Origin of the sequence: Flavobacterium qiangtangense (assembly GCF_042658345.1) — a bacterium.
Classification (GTDB): Bacteria; Bacteroidota; Bacteroidia; order Flavobacteriales; family Flavobacteriaceae; genus Flavobacterium; species Flavobacterium qiangtangense.
This window is the reverse complement of sequence record NZ_JBHSQB010000020.1, coordinates 24,629-47,146: the sequence shown is the minus strand read 5'-3', so window position 1 is coordinate 47,146 and position 22,518 is coordinate 24,629. Positions and strand designations below refer to the sequence as shown.

The window sequence follows — 22,518 nt, the reverse complement described above, 5'->3', positions numbered from 1 at the left end:
TTTGGTTAATAATATGTAAATGTAACGAAACCAACATAAATAAAAAAGCAATATTCGGCTAAGAATATTGCTTTTTTAATAATTTATTAGGATTTTGATTATCGAATGCTAAATAAATCAGCTGCACGATTTTCAATTGCTTCGAAACGATCAACACATTGTTCGATGATTTCTTTAGCTTCGGCTACGTCTCCCCATCCACCAACATCAACTTTCTTTTGCTCTAAATCTTTGTAAACTTGGAAAAAATGTTCGATTTCTTTCAACAAATGTGGATTCATGTCAGACAAGTCATTCAATTTGTTCCATATTGGATCAGAAACTGGCACACAGATGATTTTTTCGTCTGGACCTTTTTCGTCTGCCATGTGGAAAACTCCAATCGGCTTGATTTCCATTACACACCCTGGAAAAGTTGGTTCTGTTGCCAATACCAAAACATCCAAAGGATCTCCGTCTAATGCTAATGTTTCTGGAATAAATCCGTAATCTGCCGGATACATCATTGATGAAAACAACATTCTGTCAAAACGGATTTTTTTTAATTCAAAATCGTATTCGTATTTATTTCTGCTTCCTTTTGGTATTTCAATTAATACGTCAAAAGATTTTTGCTTAGCTGCACTCATATTGTAATTTGTTTCTATATACTGTTTTAGCGGGTGCAAAAGTAACGATTAAGATACTTCCAAACAATAAAAAGAATAAGATTTGTTAGAGAAATAAAGATTTCTTAAAAATGGAAACCAAAAGATGCTTTAACCGCAAATTTATTGGCATCTGGAAGATCTAAATAACTTCCTCTCCACGCAAAATCAATTCGTAAAACCTTGAAAATGTTACCAATACCTGCGTGATATTCCCAATAAACGTCATCTGGCGCTGTGTAAGGAATTGCGGTTTGTGCATTTATAGCTCTGTTTTCATCAGAAATAGTTCCGTAAACACCTTTAATTCCTATGATTTCTCTCCAATTTAATTTACGAAGAAAAGGAACTCTGGCAAATAATCGTCCATTGAAATTGTGCTCAAAATGCAACGAAACATATTCATCGGCCATAAATTCATAATAATTCATCAAGTTATATGTGTTGTCGATTACAAAATACGACTGGTTTCCTGGAACAACTCCCATCAAACCAAGCGGAACCGCTCCAAAGATTTTTCCTGCTTCAAAAGTCGTGAATAATCTACCGAAACCACCAACAAGAACTGGCTGTTTGTAATAAAATTGTACTTTTTGGTAATCAAAATCGCTTCCAAAAATTCCTTGAATTCCTTGACTGAAACTCAGATATAATCGGGCATAATTTGTGTCAACATCGGTTCTTTCAACGCCGTAACCAATCGATCTTCTGCCCGGCATATAATCTACCGAAGCATTAAATTCATACTGTCTTACATCGCTTTTGATATTTCCGTTTTCGTCGAAATAATCAAGACTGAATGTTGCTGGCGAAGCTGATTTTAAAGTTCTAAACGAGAATCCGGCTTGCAATACAAAGTTTTTTAACGGCTCAACCTCAGCAGAAAAATTTGTTAGATTTACCGACGTCAATTTACTATTATCACCGCTGGCAAAGAAGGACGACGACGCAAAACTCCTTCCTAATAAATCATTGGAAGTTGTTAAACTCACACCGATTTGCTCAATATCGCGTCGATTTCCTCCCGAAATAATGAAGCGGTTTTTTTTGTTCAGCAAGATTTTTCCGGAAAGTCCGTATTTAAATTGGTTGTCTTTAAAACCATAAGCGCCGTAACCCTGAATTCTCCACGGATCGTTTTGACCAAAATAAGTTCTTCCGCCTGCGCGAAGTCGAATTCCTTCGACATCATTGTATCCAAAAGTTGAGAAAATCGGACCAAAATCGAAATTGTTCATTTCAACATAACCGCTTCCAAGAATGGACGCCAAACTATACAATCGCTTAAATTTCTTGACGGTTTTCAAGGTGTCAAGCATTTTATAAACGCCTTTTTCATCTTTATTTAATGTCTCAAAACGGTTTTCTTCCCAAAATTCATCGGGTTTTTCATAAACTGTGGGATCAAAATAATTGACTTCCTGTTTATAAAATCCGTCTTCTTTTTTGATATCAAATTTGTGGTCTTTGAATAAAGTTGTTCTTTTTCCGTAAACGCCTCGGGACTTATCTTTTTTATTAAATGCAAAATCAGACATCATGTGATCGCGCGTCAAGAGAAACACAGAATCATTCAAAACCTCAAATTCTTGCTCAATATAAATTTCTTTTACCCAGTTAATATTGGCGCTTCGGCTTGCTGTTAAGTTAATTTTTTTGATGGCAAAAGTTGTATCGTTTACCCAAAAATCTCCTTTAAAAGTCAGCTCGTTTTTCCTTCTTGGATAAAAAACAATATTGTAGCACCACTTATTGTCGATGTAAGTACTGTCGTGTAAAACGTAATTATAAACGTTGATTCCCGTTGTGGAAAGCGGGCTCACGAAGTCTTTGTCAAAAAACTTTAAGTAATTATTGTAGATATCATATTCAGCATACAAATCTTTTACAAATGCAATAATCTGCTGATTATTCTGAAAACCTGAGTTTTTGTTTGCCGCAAGAATTTCCTTGATTTTGCCGGTTGTGTTGTCACCATAAACTTTGCTCAACGCTTCGTTTATAAATATTGGCAAATATGATTTTCCGGTCACGTCAGACGTATCAACTTGTTCAAAAACAAATTCCATTCCCTTGAAAAGTTTGCTTTTCATTAAGGTGCTGTCGATTGTATTTAAGTCAAATTCAACTTTTTCGTATTTATTATATTCGTATTGTTTGAACTGACGAAGGCCGTTTTTCTTTTTCCTTGCCCAAATTTTTCTCAAAATATCCAATGCAGGATTATCTTTTTTGGAAGTTTTACCGGTATAAATCACAACTTCTCCAAGCGATTTTCCGCCACCAAGTTGCACTTCGATATTATAAGTTACGGGTTTCTCAATAGCGATTTCCTTTGGTTCCATTCCTACGTAGGAAACCAAAAGCGTGCTTTGAGTAGTTTTAGATTCAAGATAGAATTTCCCTTCTTCATTTGTAATAATTCCATCGGTTGTTCCTTTGAAAACTACATTTGCATATGGAAGTGGTTGCTTAAACTCGTCATAAACAATTCCGCTGACTTTTGTTTGAGCCACGACAAAATTCATAAACAAAAAGAAAAAGCTAAGGCTTAGATATATTTTCTTATTCATAGATTAATTGCAAAAAAAAACTTCATCAAAGGTATTCTGATGAAGTTTCAAATATAGGGAATTAGATAATTCGAAAATTAGATAATTTGTTAATGTACAATCAGCGAATTGAGTAATTCGTTAATTCACTAAATTTCTAATCTTTTATTATTTAATTCTTTTTGTAAGCTACTTTTTTTACTGCTTTAATAACGTCTTGCGCATTTGGCAACCACTCTTTTAACAAAACTGGAGAATACGGCGCTGGCGTATCAGCAGTTGTAATTCTTTGGATTGGAGCGTCTAAATAATCAAAAGCTCTTTCTTGAACGATGTAAGTTATTTCAGAAGCAACACTTGCAAAAGGCCAAGCTTCTTCAAGAACTACCAAACGGTTTGTTTTCTTTACAGATTTTAAGATTGTTTCATAATCCATTGGACGAACTGTTCTCAAATCTATGATTTCACAAGAAATTCCTTCTTTTTGCAATTCATCTGCTGCAGCATAAGCTTCTTTGATGATTTTTCCAAAAGAAACGATTGTTACGTCAGTTCCTTCTCTTTTAATATCAGCAACACCAAGAGGAATTGTGTATTCTCCTTCTGGCACTTCACCTTTATCGCCATACATTTGCTCAGATTCCATGAAAATAACTGGATCGTTATCACGAATCGCTGCTTTCAACAAGCCTTTTGCATCATACACGTTTGAAGGAACAACAACTTTCAGACCTGGCGTGTTTGCAAACCAGTTTTCAAAAGCTTGAGAGTGAGTCGCACCTAATTGACCTGCAGAAGCTGTTGGGCCTCTGAAAACCATTGGCATTGGAAACTGACCTGCAGACATCTGGCGCATTTTTGCAGCGTTATTGATGATTTGGTCAATACCAACTAATGAAAAGTTAAATGTCATATATTCCACAATCGGACGGCAACCGTTCATTGCTGAACCAACTGCAATACCAGCAAAACCAAGCTCAGCAATTGGAGTATCGATAACTCTTTTTGGGCCAAATTCGTCTAACATTCCTTTTGATGCTTTGTAAGCTCCGTTATATTCGGCAACTTCCTCACCCATCAAATATACTGATTCATCACGACGCATTTCTTCGCTCATTGCCTCAGCGATTGCTTCTCTAAATTGGATTGTTCTCATATTATGTTTTTATTGTCTTCTAAAATTTGAAACGCAAAAATAATTATTTTAAATAACTAAATAGAATATTTTGTGGTTTAGTTGTGAATTATAGAAAATGATTTTTTAAGTTTTTAAAAATACTATTTTACGAAAACGTTTTAGAAACTAAATATTAACCTTAAAACAGTTTTGATTCCTTATATTTGCGCCGGAAAAAAAATAAAAAAATGATAAAAAATCTTACTTTCTTGTTCTTAATTTCGCTTGCCCTTGGATGTAGTAGCGACGATTCTAATGTTGATAGTCCTGAAAACAATGAAACGGAATTAGTTTTAGTTAAAAAAATTACCGAAACTGTATATTATGACAATCAAGAAGAAGTTCTTGCTTCTAATTTCACTTACGAAAATAACAAACTTGTGAAAATTGATAACGGAAGCGATTATGACTTAAGAATAACTTATGACGGCAACAAAGTTCTTTTTTCAAAAGGCTACGTAAATAATCAACTAAATTCAACTTCTTCTTACATTTATGAAGGCGATAATTTGGTAAAAATACAAATGGAAAGTAGCGAAAAAGCTGAATTAACTTATGTTAATGGAAACTTAGCAAGCATTTCGTATTATTCTGGATACAACGACAGCTGGTCATTGCTGGGAAAAGAAACGTACACTTTCAACAACGGAAATATCTCTCAAGTCATCGACCAAAATTCGAATGGAGGAATGAATTCTACTTCAAAATCAACTTATGTTTATGGTTCTGGAAAAAATCCTTTTAAAGATTTGAATTTTTACCTAAGATTAACACTTGAATTTGAAGGTATTCATCCGTTAAATACAAATATTGCTACGTCATCAAATTACTTTAATAATTTGGAAGCAACGACTCCTTCTTCGCAATTTACTTTTCAAACAATTTATAATTCTGAAAATTTCCCTACAGAAATTAAAAGATATGACAACTCAAATAACTTGCTGACAAAAACTGCAATTGAGTATTATTAAAAATAAATCAATTTAAATAGAAAAGGCCAGATTCTTAATAGATATCTGGCCTTTTTCGCAAACAAATGTATAAAAAAACTCTAACTTAATCTTTGATGAACTGGTCTGATCCTTCGTCAGTTAACGGAATGTACAAACGTTCCCATTTGTCGCCTTTAACCAAATCCCAAGTGTGTCCTGGTCCTTTTGTGTCTTCTGCGATTAAAATTGTTCCCGGCTCAATAATGAATGTATCGCCGTTGCTAACCTTAAATTTTAATTTTCCTTTTAAAGTGACTACGTATTGTTTTCTTGGCGCTGCGTGAGCTACTTTTTCGTAAGCGTCAACGTGAGTTTGCGCAAAAAATGCTTTTGATTCAATATTTGTTTTGTTTGGAATTTTCCCTACTTCAAACGTACATTTTCCGTCTTCAGTGTTGAACATTCTAATTGCTTTGATGTAGTGCTGTTCCTCTGTTTTTTCTGCTTTTTCCTTTTTAGGTTTTTCTTTTTTTCCGTCAGAATTAACAGATTTTGCATAAATTGAACCGAATCCTGTTAATAAAGTCAAAGCCAGGATTAAAGATGCTTTTTTCATTGTAGTAAATTATTATAGTTATTAAATTTTTAAAGTAAAACAGAATCGTGAACTTGCATTTTCTTCCAAAAGACACTGTATTTTTTCACGATTGCCAAGTGTTCCGGAAGTTTCCCATACGCTTCTAAATCTTCCAAAGAATCAAAAGTCATCACCACATTATAGCTGAAACTATTGTCCAAAACCGCTCTCGGCGAAGAATTTGCAGGCGTTCCATAATGAATGGATTTCAAATAAGGAAGCTTGCTCAGTTCTTTGAAAAAATTCACAAAATCTGCTACCTGTTTTTGCGTAAGTTCATCTTTCAGCCAAAAAAGCAAGTAGTGATTGAAAAATTTCTGTTCTTTTTTTGTAGTAATTTCGTTGGCTAAAACATTGCTTAAAGTTCCGGTTGCAATTGCGGCAACTGCCGTATTGACGATAAATTTTCTTCTTTCCATGATATTATTTTTAGTTAAAGTCGATTCTATATTTCAGCAAATAAGTCATTCTGTGCGCTGTAACTTCTGGTGCTTGCGCCAAACTTTCCACAGCTCCAAAAATCGGACGGCGTTGTGCATCGAAAGTCAATTTTGAAGAATGCCCGTTAAAAAGCAAGCTCACGCCAGCATCATAAACCACAACTGGATCTGCAAGTCTATCAAATTCAGAATATTGAACCGAAGCTGCCGGCATCAATTGCATTCCTTTTTTTTCTTGGTCAAAATAAGGAAGAGTTCCTCCGATTTGCGCATAATATGTGTTTCCCGTTCCCACAACTGGATATGAATTTCCCGATCCGCTGAATGAAGAAATATCTGCATTTACACCAGTTGCCGGATTATTTGTTCCAATATTTCTCGTGTAATTTGGACCGTAATCGTTTTTTAAAGCGATTGCATAAGCACTGAATGAAGTTCCTCTTTCGCGATTAATTGGCGTGTCATAAAACACATCGACTGCTAAATTTTTCATCGCATCGTGAACCACTTCGCCAGAATTTGTCGTGTGCCAAAGCGCGTCGTTCATATATTCTGCACCAATACCGATATTAAAAACTTTCTTTTTCCCTAAGTAAGTTCCGGCGCTAAAAGGCGTTTCGTTGCTTTCTTTATCTAAAAATTGGTACTTGAAATAACCGCTGACCAATTGGTGCGCGCCATCAGTATTAAAAACCGCAGTATTCAATTTCGCTGCCGCAGAACCGTCAGTGTAAGGATCGGCAAGCGTCATTCGGTAATCTAATTTCCCGATTTGACCTTTCACATAAACTCCTAATTTTCTTAAAGTTATATCTGTATTTCCAGCATTTCCAGTTGCAAAAGCGGGCATATCATATAATAATGTAGCTTGCGGACCTGTTGAAAAACGCGACAAACCTGTCCAAGTAGAACGTCCACCACCGACAGAAATATAATCTGAGAATTTATATTCTGCGTAAGCGTCAAGCAAATCCATATAGGTATTTGATTTTGAATTTACGTTGACATTTGAAGGTCCCATTTGCAAAACCACGGTCAAATTTTCTGTTGGACGCATCGTCATTTTTGCACGAATTCTTCGGATGGAGAAATCATAAACGCCAGTTTCAGGTTGATCGTTGACCAAACTTCCTGGATTTAATTCAGAATAACGAGCCCAAAATTCCATGTAACCGCTAAATTGAATGAAGCGCGTTTTCTCTGGATTTAAGTAATATTTTAAGGAGGGATTTTTGAAGTCTGTGGTTTGCGCAAAACTTTTGAACGCGCAAAAAACAGCAACCAGCAACACAAGTTTAAACTTTTTGAGTGTCATTTTAACTAAATTTTTCTAATTTGTAAGTCCTTGAAGTTTTTAAAACTTGATTTATAATTAAGCTTTAAAGACAGTACAAATTTCCGCCAAAAGCCCGCTGGCAGGCATTAGAGACGTTATAGAAAAAAATTAGAATTTCATTAGAAAATGCTTGAGGTCAGAATAATTTTAAAAGTAGTTTCTTGGTTTACTTCTGATTTTACCGAAATAATTCCGTGGTGAAGCGAGATGATTTTTTGAGTCAAGGAAAGTCCAATTCCGTTACCGTGAGCAACTTGCTGATTTTCTCCTCGAAAGAAAGGCTTAAAAATCGAGTCAATTTCTGTTGGATTAATTCCGACACCTTTATTGGTGAATGCCAAAATTATTTTAGAATCTTGAAAAGAAACGTTGACCGTGCATTTTTTATCAAAAGAATATTTGCAACCATTATTGAAGAGATTCGCAAACGCAACCTTTAATAAATATTCATTGCCTGAAACTGACATTTCTTGGTCGTTTTCAAAATCGCCGTCAAAGTGGATGTCAATTTTATGTGACGGATTTGCGGTTTGCTCCATTTGTCTTGCATCCAATAAAATCTCATCGATTCTGATTTCTTTAAACGAAATTTCAGACGGATCATAACTTGCTTTGGCCAAATCTAAAAGGCTCGATGACAATCTAACAAGGCGTTGCGCGTCAAGCAACGTATTCTGAATTGCTTCACGATAGGCTTCTTCTCCCCGATTTTTAGACAATGAAATTTCCAATTCAGCAATTATTGCAGCGAGTGGCGTTCGCAATTCATGGGAAATATTTGAGACAAAACTTTTCTGGGTTTCAAAGGAATTTTCTAATCGGTCGAGCATTTCGTTAAACGTATTTGCCAAGGCAGAAAGTTCATCTTTGTTTCCGTTGACATTTAATCTCAAGTCGAATTTGCTTGCTGTGATTTTATTGACTTTTCGCGTCATTTCTTTGACCGGCTCGAACGCTTTTTTTGCAAAAAATAATCCGGAAAGGCAGATTACTACAATCGAAAATATGTAGGCATAAACCATGTGTTTGTACATATCATCAATTTTATTGTATCCATAATGATCGTAAGCGATTGCTGTAATAAAATAGGTTCTTCCATCAAAATTATATCTTTCGCCGACCATTTGCCATTCACCAATAAATGCCCGAAGCTCTCCATTTTTCAAGATTTTTCGAAACATTTCTGGTGTTTCTTTCACCATGTCATTTTTTTGATTGTCGTGAAAAAGCAAGTTGAAATTTTCATCATAAATAGCAATTTCGGCTTCGTTCATCACTTTCAGATTATTCATGTGAATATCTTGAAGCGTTTCTGCTGGCGCTTTCGCATCAAAAAACAATTCGCCTTTTACAAAAGCTTTGATTTTTATTCGATCATAAAATTCTTCTTCACGGTCATTTTTGGCATAACCATATATAATGAAGGCGAACAAAAATAAAATTCCGGCCGTGATGATCGTGAAAAGTATGGTGAGTTTTAAGGTGATTTTCATTCTTCAACTTTTAAGATGAAACCCATTCCTGATTTTGTGTGGATGAGTTTTTTATCAAAATCTTTGTCAATTTTTTTTCGGAGGTAATTGATGTAAACGTCAATAAAATTGGTTCCGGTGTCAAAATGCGTGTCCCAAACTTTTTCTGAGATTTCGTTTCGAGAAAGTACACGTTCTGAATTTTGCATCATGTATTCTAGAAGCTTGAATTCTTTTGGCGTCAGGTTTATTTCGATGTTGTTTCGTTTGACGATTTTCAAGTTCAAGTTCATTTCTAAATCGTGGAATTTCAAAATAAAACTGGAATTGGCCGTGATTCCATTGTAGCGTTTTAGCAATACTCTGATTCTGGCTAAAAGTTCTCTGATTTCGAAAGGTTTTACCATATAATCATCGACTCCGGCATCAAAACCTTCAATTTTATCGTCGGTTGTTCCAAGAGCGGTGAGCATAATTATTGGAATTTGTGGTTTTATGCTTCTGATTTCTCGGCTTAAATCGAGTCCGTCCATTTTTGGGAGGATAATGTCGGTGATGATTAAGTCATAATCGTTGTGAAGAATTAGCTTTAATCCTGATAAACCGTCGAAAGCGACTGTGGTTTCGAAACCTTCTTCGGTTAAACCGCGGTTTATTAATTCGGCTACGCGCTGATCGTCTTCAATTATCAGAATTTGCATGGGGTGAGATTTTTGGGGGATTTGTTTGCAAAATTAAGGGTTCTAAATTTATTTGTGTATTTATGAAATGTTATAATCTTGGTTTGGCAGATTTTTGAACGCGGATTTTTTGCGGATGAAACGGATTGGCGCGGATTTCCTAAGTGGCGTTTTTTCTTTATGTTTTCTTTGGCGTTTTTCAAACCTGTTAGGATATCGACAATGTTTATCGACAACGATTGGGACTGGCGTTTCCAAAAATTCAAATGGTTTCTCAAATAGCCCTGATGGTGCGATTGTTTGAGCTCTTTCACGGCTGCTCAAGACGTGAAAAGCGAGTCGCTCAAGCAGGAAATACGATTGTTGATGAATCTTTAAGTTTCGCTTCAAAAAAACTTTAAAATTAGAGATTCGTTAAATAATTGAGGTTTTTAACCAAAAATTGTAACTTGCGGGCACTATAAACTTCAATACTATTATATGAAATTTTTGAGACTTCTGGTCCTTTTATTGGTTGTTCCTGCGTATGCTCAGCAAGGCGGGATGTGGATTCCTTCGCTTTTAAAAGGGATGAACGAGACTGAGATGAAAAATCTGGGGATGAAAATGAAAGCGTCTGACATTTATGACGTGAATAAATCGAGTTTGAAAGACGCGGTACCGCAATTTAACGGGGGTTGCACGTCAGAAGTGATTTCTGACCAAGGCCTTTTATTGACGAATCACCACTGCGGTTTTGGGCAAATTCAGAGCCATTCTTCTGTAGAACACGATTATTTGACCGATGGATTTTGGGCAAAATCTTTAGAAGAAGAATTGCCAAATGAAGACTTGGAAGTGACTTTTATCGTAAAAATCGAAGACGTAACGACGCAAGTTTTGAACGGAGTTGCCGGAATTTCTTCGGAAGCTGACAAGCAGAAAAAAATTCAGGAGAATATTTCTTCGTTGACAAAATCATTGCCGAAGGAAACTTGGCAAGAGAATAGAATTCGTACTTTTTATGAAGGAAATCAATATATTTTGTTCGTAATTGAAAGTTATAAGGACGTTCGTTTGGTTGGTGCGCCACCTTCTTCTATCGGAAAATTTGGTTCAGATACTGACAACTGGGTTTGGCCTCGCCACACTGGAGATTTTTCTTTATTCAGAATTTATGCGGATAAAAACAACCGTCCGGCAGCGTATTCAAAAGATAACGTTCCTTATAAACCGAAGCACTTTTTGCCGGTATCTATTAAAGGTGTGGAAGAAAATGACTTCACGATGGTTGTTGGCTATCCAGGAAGAACGACAGAATATTTGCCTTCTGTGGCTGTGGAACAAATTGTGAACAGCTTAAATCCTGCGAAAATTGAAATTCGTGATAGAGCTTTGAAAGTGACCGACGGATTTATGCGAAAAGACAATGCGATCAAAATTCAATATGCTTCGAAATATGCCGGAATTGCAAATTATTGGAAGAAATGGATTGGCGAAACGAAAGGTTTGAAGAAATCGAATGCCGTTGAAATCAAGAAAAACTTTGAAAAAGATTTTTTGGCAAAAGTTTCAAAAGCTGGAAAACAAGCTGAATACGGAAATCTTTTTGTTGATTTTCAGAAGAATTATGACGAAATCGCTCCGTATGCTTTGAGCAGAGATTATTTTATGGAAGTGGTTTTGAGAAATACAGAATTACTGGCAACGGGCTATAAATTATACCAATTAGAGCAGATTTATAATTTAAGAGGCGAGCAATCTTTCACCGATAGGAAGAACAATTTATCTTCTGGAATGGGCGAATTCTATAAAGATTTTAATGCTTCGGTAGATGAAAAAGTTTTTGAGCAATTAATTGAATTGTATGCAACAAAATCGCCTCAGCAATTTTTGCCTTCGAATTTAAAAAATGCTGATTTCAAGAAATTGACTGCTGAAATTTATGGCCAATCAAAATTGACGAGCTATGAAAAATTCAAAGAATTGCTTTCTGGAGATACTAAAACGGTTTTGGCCAAAATCAATGCTGACAAAGGTTTTCAATTGGTAAAATCAATGGCTGACGTTTATTTAAAAGAAGTAAATCCGAAATATGAGGAAATCAATTTGAGAATTGCGGCGTTGCAAAGAAATTACATGAAAGGAATTTTAGAATTGAGTCCGAAAGAAGCTCGAATTTTTCCAGATGCAAATAGCACTTTGAGAGTAACTTATGGAAAAGTAAAAGGCTACAACCCAAATGATGCCGTGAGTTATGACCATACGACGTATTTGGAAGGAGTAATGGAAAAATACATTCCAGGTGATTATGAATTTGATGTTCCTGCAAAGTTGATTGAATTGTACAATAATAAGGATTATGGCCAATATGGAAGAGACGGTAAATTGCCTGTAAATTTCATTGGGACAAATCACACAACTGGAGGAAACTCTGGAAGTCCAGCTATTGACGCCAAAGGAAACTTAATTGGTTTGAATTTTGACCGTGTTTGGGAAGGAACGATGAGCGATATTTTCTATGATCCAGCGATTTGCAGAAATATTATGGTTGATATGCGTTACGTTTTGTTTATTATCGACAAATATGCTGGTGCAAAACGCTTAATTGAGGAAATGAAAATCGTTGGCGGAAAAAAATAATTGTCATTTTTTGTATTTCTATTCTAAGAATTAATTAAAAGCTGGCGTCCTATTTTATCAAATTGGCAAAACAAAAGAGGCCTTAACATTTTAAAGTGCAAAAGGCCTCTCTTAAAACCTGCTAAAACACTGGATATCATACAATTATTTGGAAGAAAAAAACTTTTAAAAAAAATTGCCATAAATATTTTAAGATATTAAAAAATTTATATCTTTGCTCCGAATTAATAATTAACCTTTATAATTTAGTAAGATGAAAAAAGTTGTATTAAGCCTAGCATTAGTTGCTACTATGGCATTTGTTTCTTGTAAAGAAACTGCAAAAGAAGAAGCTGCAGAAGCTAACACAGAAGCTGTAGAAGCTACTACTGAAGCTCAAGTTGAAACAGTTGAAGCTCAAGCTGAAACTGCTGTTGACACTGCAAAAGCTGCTGCTGATGCTAAAGTTGAAGAAGCTAAAGCTGTTGAAGAAGCTGCTAAAAAATAATTAGCACTTACAGTTAAAAATCAACCTCGCTTTTAGCGAGGTTTTTTTATGTCCAAAAAAAAATGCTGATTACAAATCAGCAAAAATGTCAGCACCGGTAAAATCAAGAGTCTCCGCTTTTGGAACATAAAGACGAACTTCCGCCACCCCTTTTTCCAAACGAAGTGCCGTGTTAAATTTTCTGCTGGTTGCGTAAACTTTATCATTTATAATCAAACGATAGAAAAACTTTCCGCTTGACGTTTTAAACTTCATGCAAAAGGCATTTTCTGCGTTTTCCTTGATTAATTCAATATCTGTCTCGATATCCATTTTCAATTCATAAGAAGCACTTGTAAACACAACCTTACCCTTTCTTGAAGTGTAAGCAAACTTATAATGATCTTCATCTTTTTTTGTGATTACGAATGCACCCATAGAATTTTTTGAATTTTTGTTCCGAGATAAATATACAGAAGTAAATAAAAACAACCACAGATTCGCAGATTCATTTTAATTACAAATGATAATTTTATTTATACGATTTCTAGAATAAGCTAAAATAAAAAAAGCTCGTAATTTTCATTACGAGCTTTTGTACTCAGAGCGGGACTTGAACCCGCACGAACATTGCTGTTCACTGGATTTTAAGTCCAGCGTGTCTACCAATTTCACCATCCGAGCAATTCTACTTTAAAAGTAGTATAAGATGTTGAGCGAAAAACGGGGCTCGAACCCGCGACCTCGACCTTGGCAAGGTCGCGCTCTACCAACTGAGCTATTTTCGCATTCTGTATTTGTAAGAACTGCAATACTTCAACCGTATTGCGGATGCAAATTTAATACATTAATTCAATTACACAAGCACTTTTTAGAAAAAAATCGAATAAAAATTATAACTTTCTGATAACGTAAACTTTAAAACTAAATTATTTCTTCGTCAGCATTCGTTTGATTTCATTCAGCTTCATCAGAGCTTCCACTGGAGTTAAAGTATTGATGTCTAAACTTAAAATTTCGTCTTTTATTTCTTCCAAAAGCGGGTCATCTAAATTGAAAAAACTCATCTGCATATCGTCTTTTTCAGATTTGATTCCGTTTAAAGCTTCGCCACTATGGTCTTTTTCTAATTTCTTCAGAAGTTTTTGTGCTTTCTGAATAACCGTTTGAGGCATTCCCGCCATTTTTGCCACATGAATTCCGAAACTATGTGCGCTTCCGCCTTTGACCAATTTTCGTATAAACAACACGTTGTCCTTTAATTCTTTTACCGAAACATTATAATTTTGGATTCGTTCCAAAATATCACTCATTTCGTTCAATTCATGATAGTGCGTTGCAAACAAAGTTTTTGGTCGTCCTGGATGTTCGTGCAAATATTCGGCAATGGCCCAAGCGATTGAAATTCCGTCATACGTGCTTGTACCACGACCGATTTCATCCAATAAAACCAAACTTCTATCGGACAAATTATTCAAAATGGAAGCCGTTTCGTTCATTTCCACCATAAAAGTAGATTCGCCCATCGAAATATTATCCGAAGCACCAACTCTGGTAAAAATCTTGTCGATGATTCCCATTCGCACGCTTTCTGCAGGAACAAAACTTCCCATCTGCGCCAATAAAACAATTAAAGCTGTTTGACGCAAAATCGCCGATTTACCCGACATATTCGGACCCGTAATCATAATCAATTGTTGTGAATCTCTGTCTAAATAAACATCATTCGCAATATAGGGAATGCCAACGGGCAACTGTTTTTCAATCACCGGATGGCGACCGTTTTTGATTTCCAATTCAAAAGTATCGTCTAAAATTGGGCAGACATAATTATTTTCATTTGCCAATTGTGTGAACGAAGTCAAGCAATCCAACTGTGCAACCAAATTTGCATTCAGCTGAACCGGCTTGATATACGTCGAAATCCAAACCACCAATTGCTCAAAAAGCTGGCTTTCCAACTGATGGATTTTCTCTTCAGCTCCTAAAATTTTGGATTCATATTCTTTTAATTCCTCCGTAATATAACGTTCCGCGTTGACCAAAGTCTGCTTGCGAATCCATTCGGCAGGAACTTTATCTTTGTGCGTATTCCGAACTTCGATGTAATATCCAAAGACATTATTAAACGAAATTTTCAACGAAGAAATGCCGGTTTTCTCTGATTCACGCTTTTCAATTCCTTCCAAATATTCCTTTCCTGTATTTGAAATATCGCGCAATTCGTCCAATTCTGGATGAACGCCACGCGCAATCGCATTTCCTTTGTTGATGGAAACCGGCGAATCTGGATTTAAAGTCGTCTTGATTTTTTCTCTCAATAAATCACAGCTATGCAAACTGTCCCCGATGATTTTCACGGCTTCATTTTTACTTTCTAAAGCCAAAGATTTTATCGGAATTATGGCATCCAAAGAATCTTTCAAATAAACGACTTCCCTTGGCGAAACTTTTCCGGTGGCAATCTTAGAAATCAAACGCTCCAAATCAGAAATTTGCTTGATTTGGTATTGAATGCTTTTCAAAACCTCTGGATTTTCTTTCAAATACGAAACTACGTTGTGACGGCCTTGAATTTTATGAATATCTTTCAACGGCAAGGCCAACCAGCGTTTCAAGAGCCTTCCTCCCATTGGCGAAAGCGTTCTGTCAATCACGTCCAAAAGCGTCACGGCATTCGGATTATAACTGTGGTACAATTCTAAATTCCGAATCGTAAATCGGTCCATCCAAACATACGCATCTTCCGCAATTCGCTGAATCGCAGTAATATGTTGTACTTTATTATGTTGTGTTTCGCCCAAATAATACAAAATCGCTCCCGAAGCAATAATTCCTTCTGGCAATTCTTCGATTCCAAAACCTTTTAAAGAGTTGGTTTGAAAGTGATTTGTCAGCGTTTCAAAAGCATAATCTTCCTTATAAATCCAGTCTTCCAAGTAAAAACTGTGATAATCTTCCCCAAAAGCTTCCTTGAAATCGCCCTTGTTTTGCTTTGGAACCAAAACTTCACTCGGACTAAAATTCTGGAGCAATTTGTCAATATATTCTTCATTTCCTTGCGCGGTCAAAAATTCTCCGGTAGAAACATCCAAGAACGAAATTCCGATGATTCTTTTTCCGAAGTAAATCGACGCCAAGAAATTATTTGATTTGGATTGCAAAACCTCATCATTCATCGAAACTCCAGGAGTCACCAATTCGGTAACACCTCGTTTCACAATGGTTTTGGTCATTTTTGGGTCTTCTAATTGGTCGCAAATCGCAACACGAAGTCCGGCTTTTACCAATTTTGGCAAATACGTATTGATAGAATGATGCGGAAAACCAGCCAAAGCGGTCTCGGTTTCAGAACCCGCGCCTCTTTTTGTCAACGTAATTCCCAAGATTTTCGACGCACGAACAGCATCTTCCCCAAAAGTTTCGTAAAAATCCCCAACTCTAAACAACAGGCAAGCATCAGGATATTTCCTTTTGATTTCGTTGTATTGCTTCATTAAAGGCGTTTCTTTGGGAGTTTTATCTTTCGAGGCCAATGGATTTCGGAATTTTAAATTATTTTTGCTAAAGTAAAAAAACTAAAATTATTGCATCCGCATTTATGAGAAAACTTGCCAACAGTGAACTTGAAAGAAAAACCGTCGAAGATTTTAAGCAAGCCGACAAAACGCCAATCATTATTATCTTGGACGATATTAGAAGTTTGCACAACATTGGTTCGGTTTTCAGAACGGCAGATGCGTTTTTAATCGAGAAGATTTATTTGTGTGGAATCACCGCGGTTCCGCCAAATAAGGAGATTCACAAAACGGCTTTGGGTGCAACAGAAACCGTTTCTTGGGAATATTCCAAAGATGTTTTGGAAGTTATTCAGAATTTAAAACAAGAAAATATTTCGGTTTTGGCCATTGAGCAAGTGGAAAATTCAATTTTTCTCCAAAATTTTTCTCCGGAAGAAAATCAAAAATATGCATTGGTTTTTGGAAACGAAGTCAAAGGTGTCTCTCAGGAAGCCGTTGCGATTTGTGACGGCGTGATTGAAATTCCGCAATTAGGAACAAAACACTCGCTGAATATTTCGGTAAGCGCGGGAATTGTGGTTTGGGATTTGTTTCAAAAGCTTCGTTTTTAAAGAATTCGCATTGGAATTATTCATTTAATTAAATACTTTTAACGAATGAATAATTTGCAATTTCTATTAAAAATAACACTTTTTATTTCAACCTTATTTTCTGCTATTGTACTGAAATCAAATCCAGTACACGGAAATCCGCCACCTTTTTTAGCAAATAAAAATTTTAATTCTTTTTTGGCGACAGCACCAATTCTTTTAGCAACAGGAAACCAAATATATTGCCCTGGAGGTTCAACAAACATTGTAACTTCGATGTCAATTACACACGATCCCACTGAAATTGGAACAAATGCAATTTATATCCAAATTTCTTCTGGCTATGTAAATGGTCAAGATTTACTTACATTGACGGGGACACACCCAAATATTACTGGCTCTTGGAATCAAAGTAACGGAAAACTTACTTTGCAAAATCCGACTGGCGGAATTGTTCCTTACAACGATTTTGTAAACGCGATTGAAGATGTCGTTTATTCTAACGATACTACAAATCCTTCAGGAACAAGAACATTTTCGATTACCGTTGGCCAAGCGAATTATCTTCCGTCAAACGGCCATTATTACCAATATATTCCTTCGCTCGGAATTTCTTGGACTAATGCAAAAACCGCTGCAGAAACTAGTACATATTATGGATTGCAAGGTTATCTCGCAACAATAACAGCAATGGATGAAGCAATTTTAATAGGCGAACAGGCTTCGGGAACTGGATGGATTTCGGGAACCGACCAAGAAACAGAAGGTATTTGGAAATGGGCTTCCGGACCAGAAATCGGCCAAATATTTTGGAATGGAGGTGCAAACGGTTCTTCACCAACTTTTGCTTATTGGAATACAGGCGAGCCAAACAACAGCGGAAACAACGAAGATTTTGCACATATTACAGCTCCAGGAAGCGGAATTCCTGGATCATGGAACGATTTAACGATCAATGGAGAATCGAATGGAAACTATCAACCAAAAGGTTATATTGTAGAATATGGTGGCACTCCAGGTGACCCGATGTTACAAATCTCAACAAGCACAACAATTTTTATTCCTAAAATCACTACCACGGTTGCTTCTTCAAGATGCGGTTCTGGCACACTAACATTAACTGCAAATGCTTCTGGCGGAACAGTAAATTGGTATGACTCACCATCTGCCGGAACACCGTTGGCGTCAGGAAATACATTTACAACGCCAATTCTTAACGAAACAACATCTTATTATGTTGATGCATTTGACAACCAATGTTCGTCAGTAATTCGAACAGAAATAATTGCTACGATATATGAAATACCCACGATAACTTCTACAACTGATGGAGAAAATTGCGGAGCTGGATCGGTAACATTGCAAGCCGTTTCATCTGCCGGAACAATTCAATGGTTTGCCAATCAAACTGGCGGAACGGCTTTAGGTTCAGGCAATTATTTTACTACTCCAAGTCTTTCTTCAACGACAACTTTTTATGCCGAAGCTTTTAACAACGGATGTTCTAATGGCGCAAGAACGGCGGTTATTGCAACCATTTTTCCTGTTCCAAATACAGACGATGTTGTAATTTCTTTGTGCCAAAATGATTCTGTTCAATTAAATGCTGGTGTTTCAAATGTGGCTTATTTCTGGTCAACAGGCGAAACAACTGAAAATATCACGGTTCAAAACGCAGGAAATTATTCAGTAACGATGACAACTACAGACGGTTGCCCATTCACGAAAAACTTTACAATCGATCAATTATTGGCTCCAGAAATTAGTGCAGTCAATGTCAATGGAACAACTGTAACAATCATAACTTTAGCATCAGGAAGCTACCAATATTCAATCGACGGAAATAATTTTCAAAATTCAAATATCTTTACAAATGTTACCAGCGGTTTGCATACCGCTACTGTAATAAACAGTTGCGATAGTGATTCTCAAACCTTTGTTGTTGTGATTGTTCCAAAGTTTTTCTCGCCAAATCAAGATTCATTTAATGATTTCTGGAAAGTAGAAGGAATGTCGTTTTACCCAGAGGCGAAACTGGCAATTTTCGATAGATACGGAAAATTGATCACGCAATTAAGCCAATCAAATCCAGTTTGGGATGGAATGTTAAATGGAAAACGATTACCTGCAACAGATTACTGGTATGTTTTAAAAATCAACGCTTTTTTACCAGAAATCAAAGGTCATTTTGCTTTAATTCGCTAATATTTTGCTCTGAATTTCCTCCAAAATCTCTATATAATCAAATTGATTCTGTACAAAATCTTTATCAGAAACATCAATAATCAAAACATTCAAATCGGTTTGGGATTTTATATAATCCAGATAACCTCGGTTGATTTTATCTAAATATTCTGCCGGAATTTCCTGTTCGTATGAACGGCCTCTTTTCTTGATATTTTCTAAAAGTCGCTCTGTATTTTGGTACAAATAAACATAAAGGTCAGGCTTTTTCATTTCTTTGTAAATGATATCAAAAAGCGTTTTGTACAAACGATATTCATCTTCGCCGAGCGTTACTTTAGCAAAAATCAGCGATTTGAAAATATGATAATCGGCTACGATAAAATCTTTGAACAAATCAAATTGAGCCAAATCTTGTGATAATTGCTGGTATCTATCAGCCAGAAAAGACATTTCCAACGGAAACGCATAACGCGCTTGGTCTTTGTAAAATTTTGGCAAAAACGGATTATCGGCAAAACCTTCTAAAACTGTTTTTGCATTAAAATCTTCAGCAATTTTGTGCGTTAAAGTTGTTTTTCCCGCGCCAATATTTCCTTCGATAGCGATATAATTGAAATGATCGAAAGAATATTTTTCTGTCGGAGATTTTAGGCTGGAAACTACTTTGCAGTCTGAATTATCTTCACAATCTTTAAGCAATTCTGAAGCATTTTTGTTCAAAATCGGATGCACAAAATCGGTTTTCAAATCATTCATAGGAAGCAAAACAAATTTTCTATTTTGCATTTGCGGATGTGGAATTTTCAGATATTCCGTTTCAAGAATGTCTTCGTTGAAAGAAATTATATCAATGTCGATGATTCTGGCGTGATAACCTTCCGCTTCAGTTCTTATTCTTCCGAGTTTTTTTTCGGCTTGTAAAATTTCTTCCAAAATTTCTTCCGAAGTTTTACAACTATGAACCAAAATCGCGCAATTGTAAAAAACATCGCTTTCAAATCCCCACGACGGACTTTCATAAAGCTTGGAAACTTTTACGACAGTCGCAATTTCAGCATGAATCGAAAGGATGGCTTGTTCAATGTTTGCAAGCTTTTCGCCTTGATTTGTTCCGATGGAAAGGATGATTTGATTTTGGATTTTCATAGTTTGCAAATTTATAAGACTTGCTTCGTATTTTACCGCAGATTCGCAGATTTATTTTTTTTATAGCAAATCATTTCAATTGATTTCGTTTTTTTTGCCACAGATTTAAAGGATTAAAATGATTAAAAATGATTTTCAAAGTCTATGAGAATTATTTAATCTGTGGCAAAAGATAAAAATCTGCGAATCTGCGGTGAAAAGCCATAGCCAAACCTGTAACGTTTCCGTACTTTTGCACACTTATAAAGAAAAACCACACTATGAATTTTTTAAAGAATATTTTGTCCACCGTCATCGGACTTTTTGTTTTCCTATTTATTATCGTCATCGGATTTATATTTATTGCGGCGATTTTTGGAAGCGGTGATGACAAAAAAACGGTTACTGTAAAAAGCAATTCGGTTATTGAATTGAACCTTGAAGAAATTACGAATGATTATGCCGGTAAATTTTTATACGAAGATTTCAGTTTTTTGAACGAAGAAAAAACAAACGGACTTTCAGATGTTTTGAATGCAATTGACGCGGCGAAAGAAGATGATAAAATTAAAGGAATTTCAATTTTGAATAACATTTCATTGCTGGGAATGGCGCAAAGCAAAGAGCTTCGTGACAAATTAGAAGATTTCAAAAAGTCAGGAAAATTTGTTGTGGCTTATGCCAATTCGTTTACGCAAAAAGAATATTATCTGAATTCTGTGGCTGATACTATTTATTTGAATCCTGTTGGTGACATGGATTTCAAAGGACTTTCTTCGGAAGTTATGTTCTACAAAGATTTCCAGGAAAAAACCGGCGTTAAGATGGAAGTTATCCGTCACGGAAAGTATAAAAGTGCCGTGGAACCTTACTTGGCAAACGAAATGAGCGAAGCCAATCGCGAGCAAATTTCAGCATTATTAAACTCAGTTTGGAATTCTGTGGCAAGCGATATTTCAAAAAGCAGAAAAATTTCGGTTGAAAAATTGAACGAAATTGCAAATAATTTATCGGCAAGAACTCCACAAATGGCGAAGGCTGAAAAACTGATTGACAAAATTGCTTATGAAGATGAATATCACAACGGCATTAGAAAGGCGTTGAAATTAAAAAAAGACGAAGATTATAATATTGTGAGCATCGTTGATTATGCACACAAAAATTCTACGACTGGAAAAAAACCTTCAAGCGATAACAAAATTGCCATAATTTATGCGCAAGGAACTATTTTAGGCGGTGAAGGTGACGTAAATATTATTGGCGAAGGTTCGATGAGACGTTCTTTGCAAGAAGCTAGAAAAGATAAAAAAGTGAAAGCAATTGTCTTGAGAATCGACAGTCCGGGCGGAAGCGCGTTGACTTCTGACTTGATTTGGAGAGAAATTGAATTGACTAAAAAAGTCAAACCAGTTGTAGTTTCTATGGGAAATTTGGCAGCTTCGGGCGGTTATTACATTGCTTGTAATGCGAATGAAATTTTTGCAGAAGAGAATACAATCACCGGTTCTATCGGCGTTTTTGGAACTTTGCCAAATATTACGAAGCTTACAAACAACATCGGAATTCATACAGAACAAGTTAAAACACACCAAAATGCTTCGGGTTACAGCATTTTTACACCTTTGGATGACAACACGAAAAACACAATTCAAGAAAGCGTGGAAAACATCTACAAAGTTTTCGTGGAGCGCGTTGCCAAAGGAAGAAATATGAAATTTGAAGACGTTGACGCAATTGCACAGGGAAGAGTTTGGACCGGTTCTGATGCTTTAAAAATTGGTTTGGTTGACAAAATCGGAGGAATGGATGACGCTTTGAAAGCTGCTGCGAAATTGGCGAAAATCAAAGATTACAGAACTGAAAATTATCCAGAATATGAAAAAGATTTAAAAGGTCTTTTTGGCGGATTGCCGTTTATGCAATCGAAAGAAAGCTTTATCAAGGAAGAAGTTGGCGAAGAAAACTATATGATGATTGAGCAAATCAGACGAATGAGCGCGCAAAAAGGAATGCAGGCAATGATGCCGTTTGAGATTAATATCAAGTAATTTTTTTTCTAAATTATAAAAATATCGGAGCATTTCACTCCGATATTTTTTTGCTTGCTATTAAAAATTTGAATTTCAGAAAGGAA

At 35.9% G+C, this 22,518-nt stretch carries 17 protein-coding genes and 2 tRNA genes; 6 read left to right on the top strand and 13 right to left on the bottom strand.

Features of this window, described 5'->3' with window-relative positions; translation table 11 throughout:
• Positions 1-98: 98 nt before the first annotated feature.
• From ACFPVY_RS16380 to ACFPVY_RS16370, 3 genes are all read right to left on the bottom strand, one after another.
• Positions 99-629 (bottom strand): inorganic diphosphatase, encoded by a 531-nt coding sequence (locus ACFPVY_RS16380; protein WP_379793228.1) that lies wholly within the window; start codon positions 627-629, stop codon positions 99-101.
• A 104-nt stretch (positions 630-733) separates the two neighbouring features.
• A complete protein-coding gene (locus tag ACFPVY_RS16375; protein WP_379793227.1) occupies positions 734-3,220 on the bottom strand; it encodes a DUF5686 and carboxypeptidase-like regulatory domain-containing protein in 2,487 nt (828 codons plus the stop codon).
• 151 nt (positions 3,221-3,371) lie between these two features.
• Positions 3,372-4,355 carry a pyruvate dehydrogenase complex E1 component subunit beta gene (locus tag ACFPVY_RS16370; protein ID WP_379793226.1) on the bottom strand — a complete coding sequence of 328 codons (984 nt, stop codon included), beginning with the start codon at positions 4,353-4,355 and terminating at the stop codon, positions 3,372-3,374.
• Positions 4,356-4,564: 209 nt separating this feature from the next.
• Between ACFPVY_RS16370 and ACFPVY_RS16365 the strand changes: the two genes are divergently transcribed.
• Positions 4,565-5,347 (top strand): hypothetical protein, encoded by a 783-nt coding sequence (locus ACFPVY_RS16365; RefSeq protein ID WP_379793225.1) that lies wholly within the window; start codon positions 4,565-4,567, stop codon positions 5,345-5,347.
• Positions 5,348-5,432: 85 nt separating this feature from the next.
• Here the strand turns inward: ACFPVY_RS16365 and ACFPVY_RS16360 are convergent, their stop codons facing one another.
• From ACFPVY_RS16360 to ACFPVY_RS16340, 5 genes are all read right to left on the bottom strand, one after another.
• The gene (locus tag ACFPVY_RS16360) at positions 5,433-5,924 is read right to left on the bottom strand and encodes a cupin domain-containing protein (RefSeq protein WP_379793224.1); all 492 of its coding nucleotides are present in this window, start codon (positions 5,922-5,924) and stop codon (positions 5,433-5,435) included.
• 29 nt (positions 5,925-5,953) lie between these two features.
• Positions 5,954-6,364: a Dabb family protein gene (locus ACFPVY_RS16355; RefSeq protein WP_379793223.1), complete on the bottom strand. Its 411-nt coding sequence runs from the start codon at positions 6,362-6,364 to the stop codon at positions 5,954-5,956.
• A 10-nt stretch (positions 6,365-6,374) separates the two neighbouring features.
• Complete coding sequence (locus tag ACFPVY_RS16350; protein WP_379793221.1) at positions 6,375-7,700, bottom strand: hypothetical protein; 1,326 nt, start codon at positions 7,698-7,700, stop codon at positions 6,375-6,377.
• Positions 7,701-7,840: 140 nt separating this feature from the next.
• Positions 7,841-9,214 (bottom strand): HAMP domain-containing sensor histidine kinase, encoded by a 1,374-nt coding sequence (locus tag ACFPVY_RS16345; RefSeq protein ID WP_379793220.1) that lies wholly within the window; start codon positions 9,212-9,214, stop codon positions 7,841-7,843.
• Positions 9,211-9,894, bottom strand: coding sequence for a response regulator transcription factor (locus ACFPVY_RS16340; protein WP_379793219.1), 684 nt, complete (start codon positions 9,892-9,894; stop codon positions 9,211-9,213). Before ACFPVY_RS16340 ends, ACFPVY_RS16345 begins: the two co-directional genes overlap by 4 nt.
• Before the next feature lie 459 nt (positions 9,895-10,353).
• On the opposite strand from ACFPVY_RS16340, the gene ACFPVY_RS16335 reads away from it, so the two are divergent.
• Both ACFPVY_RS16335 and ACFPVY_RS16330 read left to right on the top strand, forming a co-directional pair.
• Positions 10,354-12,495, top strand: coding sequence for a S46 family peptidase (locus ACFPVY_RS16335; RefSeq protein ID WP_379793218.1), 2,142 nt, complete (start codon positions 10,354-10,356; stop codon positions 12,493-12,495).
• 253 nt (positions 12,496-12,748) lie between these two features.
• Positions 12,749-12,982: a hypothetical protein gene (locus ACFPVY_RS16330; RefSeq protein ID WP_379793217.1), complete on the top strand. Its 234-nt coding sequence runs from the start codon at positions 12,749-12,751 to the stop codon at positions 12,980-12,982.
• Positions 12,983-13,051: 69 nt separating this feature from the next.
• Here the strand turns inward: ACFPVY_RS16330 and ACFPVY_RS16325 are convergent, their stop codons facing one another.
• The 4 genes from ACFPVY_RS16325 to mutS form a co-directional block, all read right to left on the bottom strand.
• Entirely contained in the window at positions 13,052-13,399 is a 348-nt protein-coding gene (locus ACFPVY_RS16325) for a DUF1508 domain-containing protein (RefSeq protein ID WP_379793216.1), read from the bottom strand.
• A 160-nt stretch (positions 13,400-13,559) separates the two neighbouring features.
• Positions 13,560-13,645: transfer RNA gene (locus ACFPVY_RS16320), tRNA-Leu, on the bottom strand.
• Positions 13,646-13,676: 31 nt separating this feature from the next.
• Positions 13,677-13,749: transfer RNA gene (locus ACFPVY_RS16315), tRNA-Gly, on the bottom strand.
• A gap of 141 nt (positions 13,750-13,890) precedes the next feature.
• On the bottom strand, positions 13,891-16,497 hold the full coding sequence (gene mutS / locus ACFPVY_RS16310; RefSeq protein WP_379793215.1) for a DNA mismatch repair protein MutS: 2,607 nt from the start codon (positions 16,495-16,497) through the stop codon (positions 13,891-13,893).
• 65 nt (positions 16,498-16,562) lie between these two features.
• On the opposite strand from mutS, the gene ACFPVY_RS16305 reads away from it, so the two are divergent.
• Positions 16,563-17,093: an RNA methyltransferase gene (locus tag ACFPVY_RS16305; RefSeq protein WP_379793214.1), complete on the top strand. Its 531-nt coding sequence runs from the start codon at positions 16,563-16,565 to the stop codon at positions 17,091-17,093.
• Positions 17,094-17,138: 45 nt separating this feature from the next.
• The gene (locus tag ACFPVY_RS16300) at positions 17,139-19,277 is read left to right on the top strand and encodes an Ig-like domain-containing protein (RefSeq protein WP_379793213.1); all 2,139 of its coding nucleotides are present in this window, start codon (positions 17,139-17,141) and stop codon (positions 19,275-19,277) included.
• Here the strand turns inward: ACFPVY_RS16300 and folK are convergent.
• Complete coding sequence (gene folK, locus ACFPVY_RS16295; RefSeq protein ID WP_379793212.1) at positions 19,266-20,405, bottom strand: 2-amino-4-hydroxy-6-hydroxymethyldihydropteridine diphosphokinase; 1,140 nt, start codon at positions 20,403-20,405, stop codon at positions 19,266-19,268. The genes ACFPVY_RS16300 and folK overlap by 12 nt on opposite strands.
• Before the next feature lie 260 nt (positions 20,406-20,665).
• On the opposite strand from folK, the gene sppA reads away from it, so the two are divergent.
• Complete coding sequence (gene sppA, locus ACFPVY_RS16290) at positions 20,666-22,432, top strand: signal peptide peptidase SppA (RefSeq protein WP_379793211.1); 1,767 nt, start codon at positions 20,666-20,668, stop codon at positions 22,430-22,432.
• Positions 22,433-22,518 lie beyond the last annotated feature (86 nt).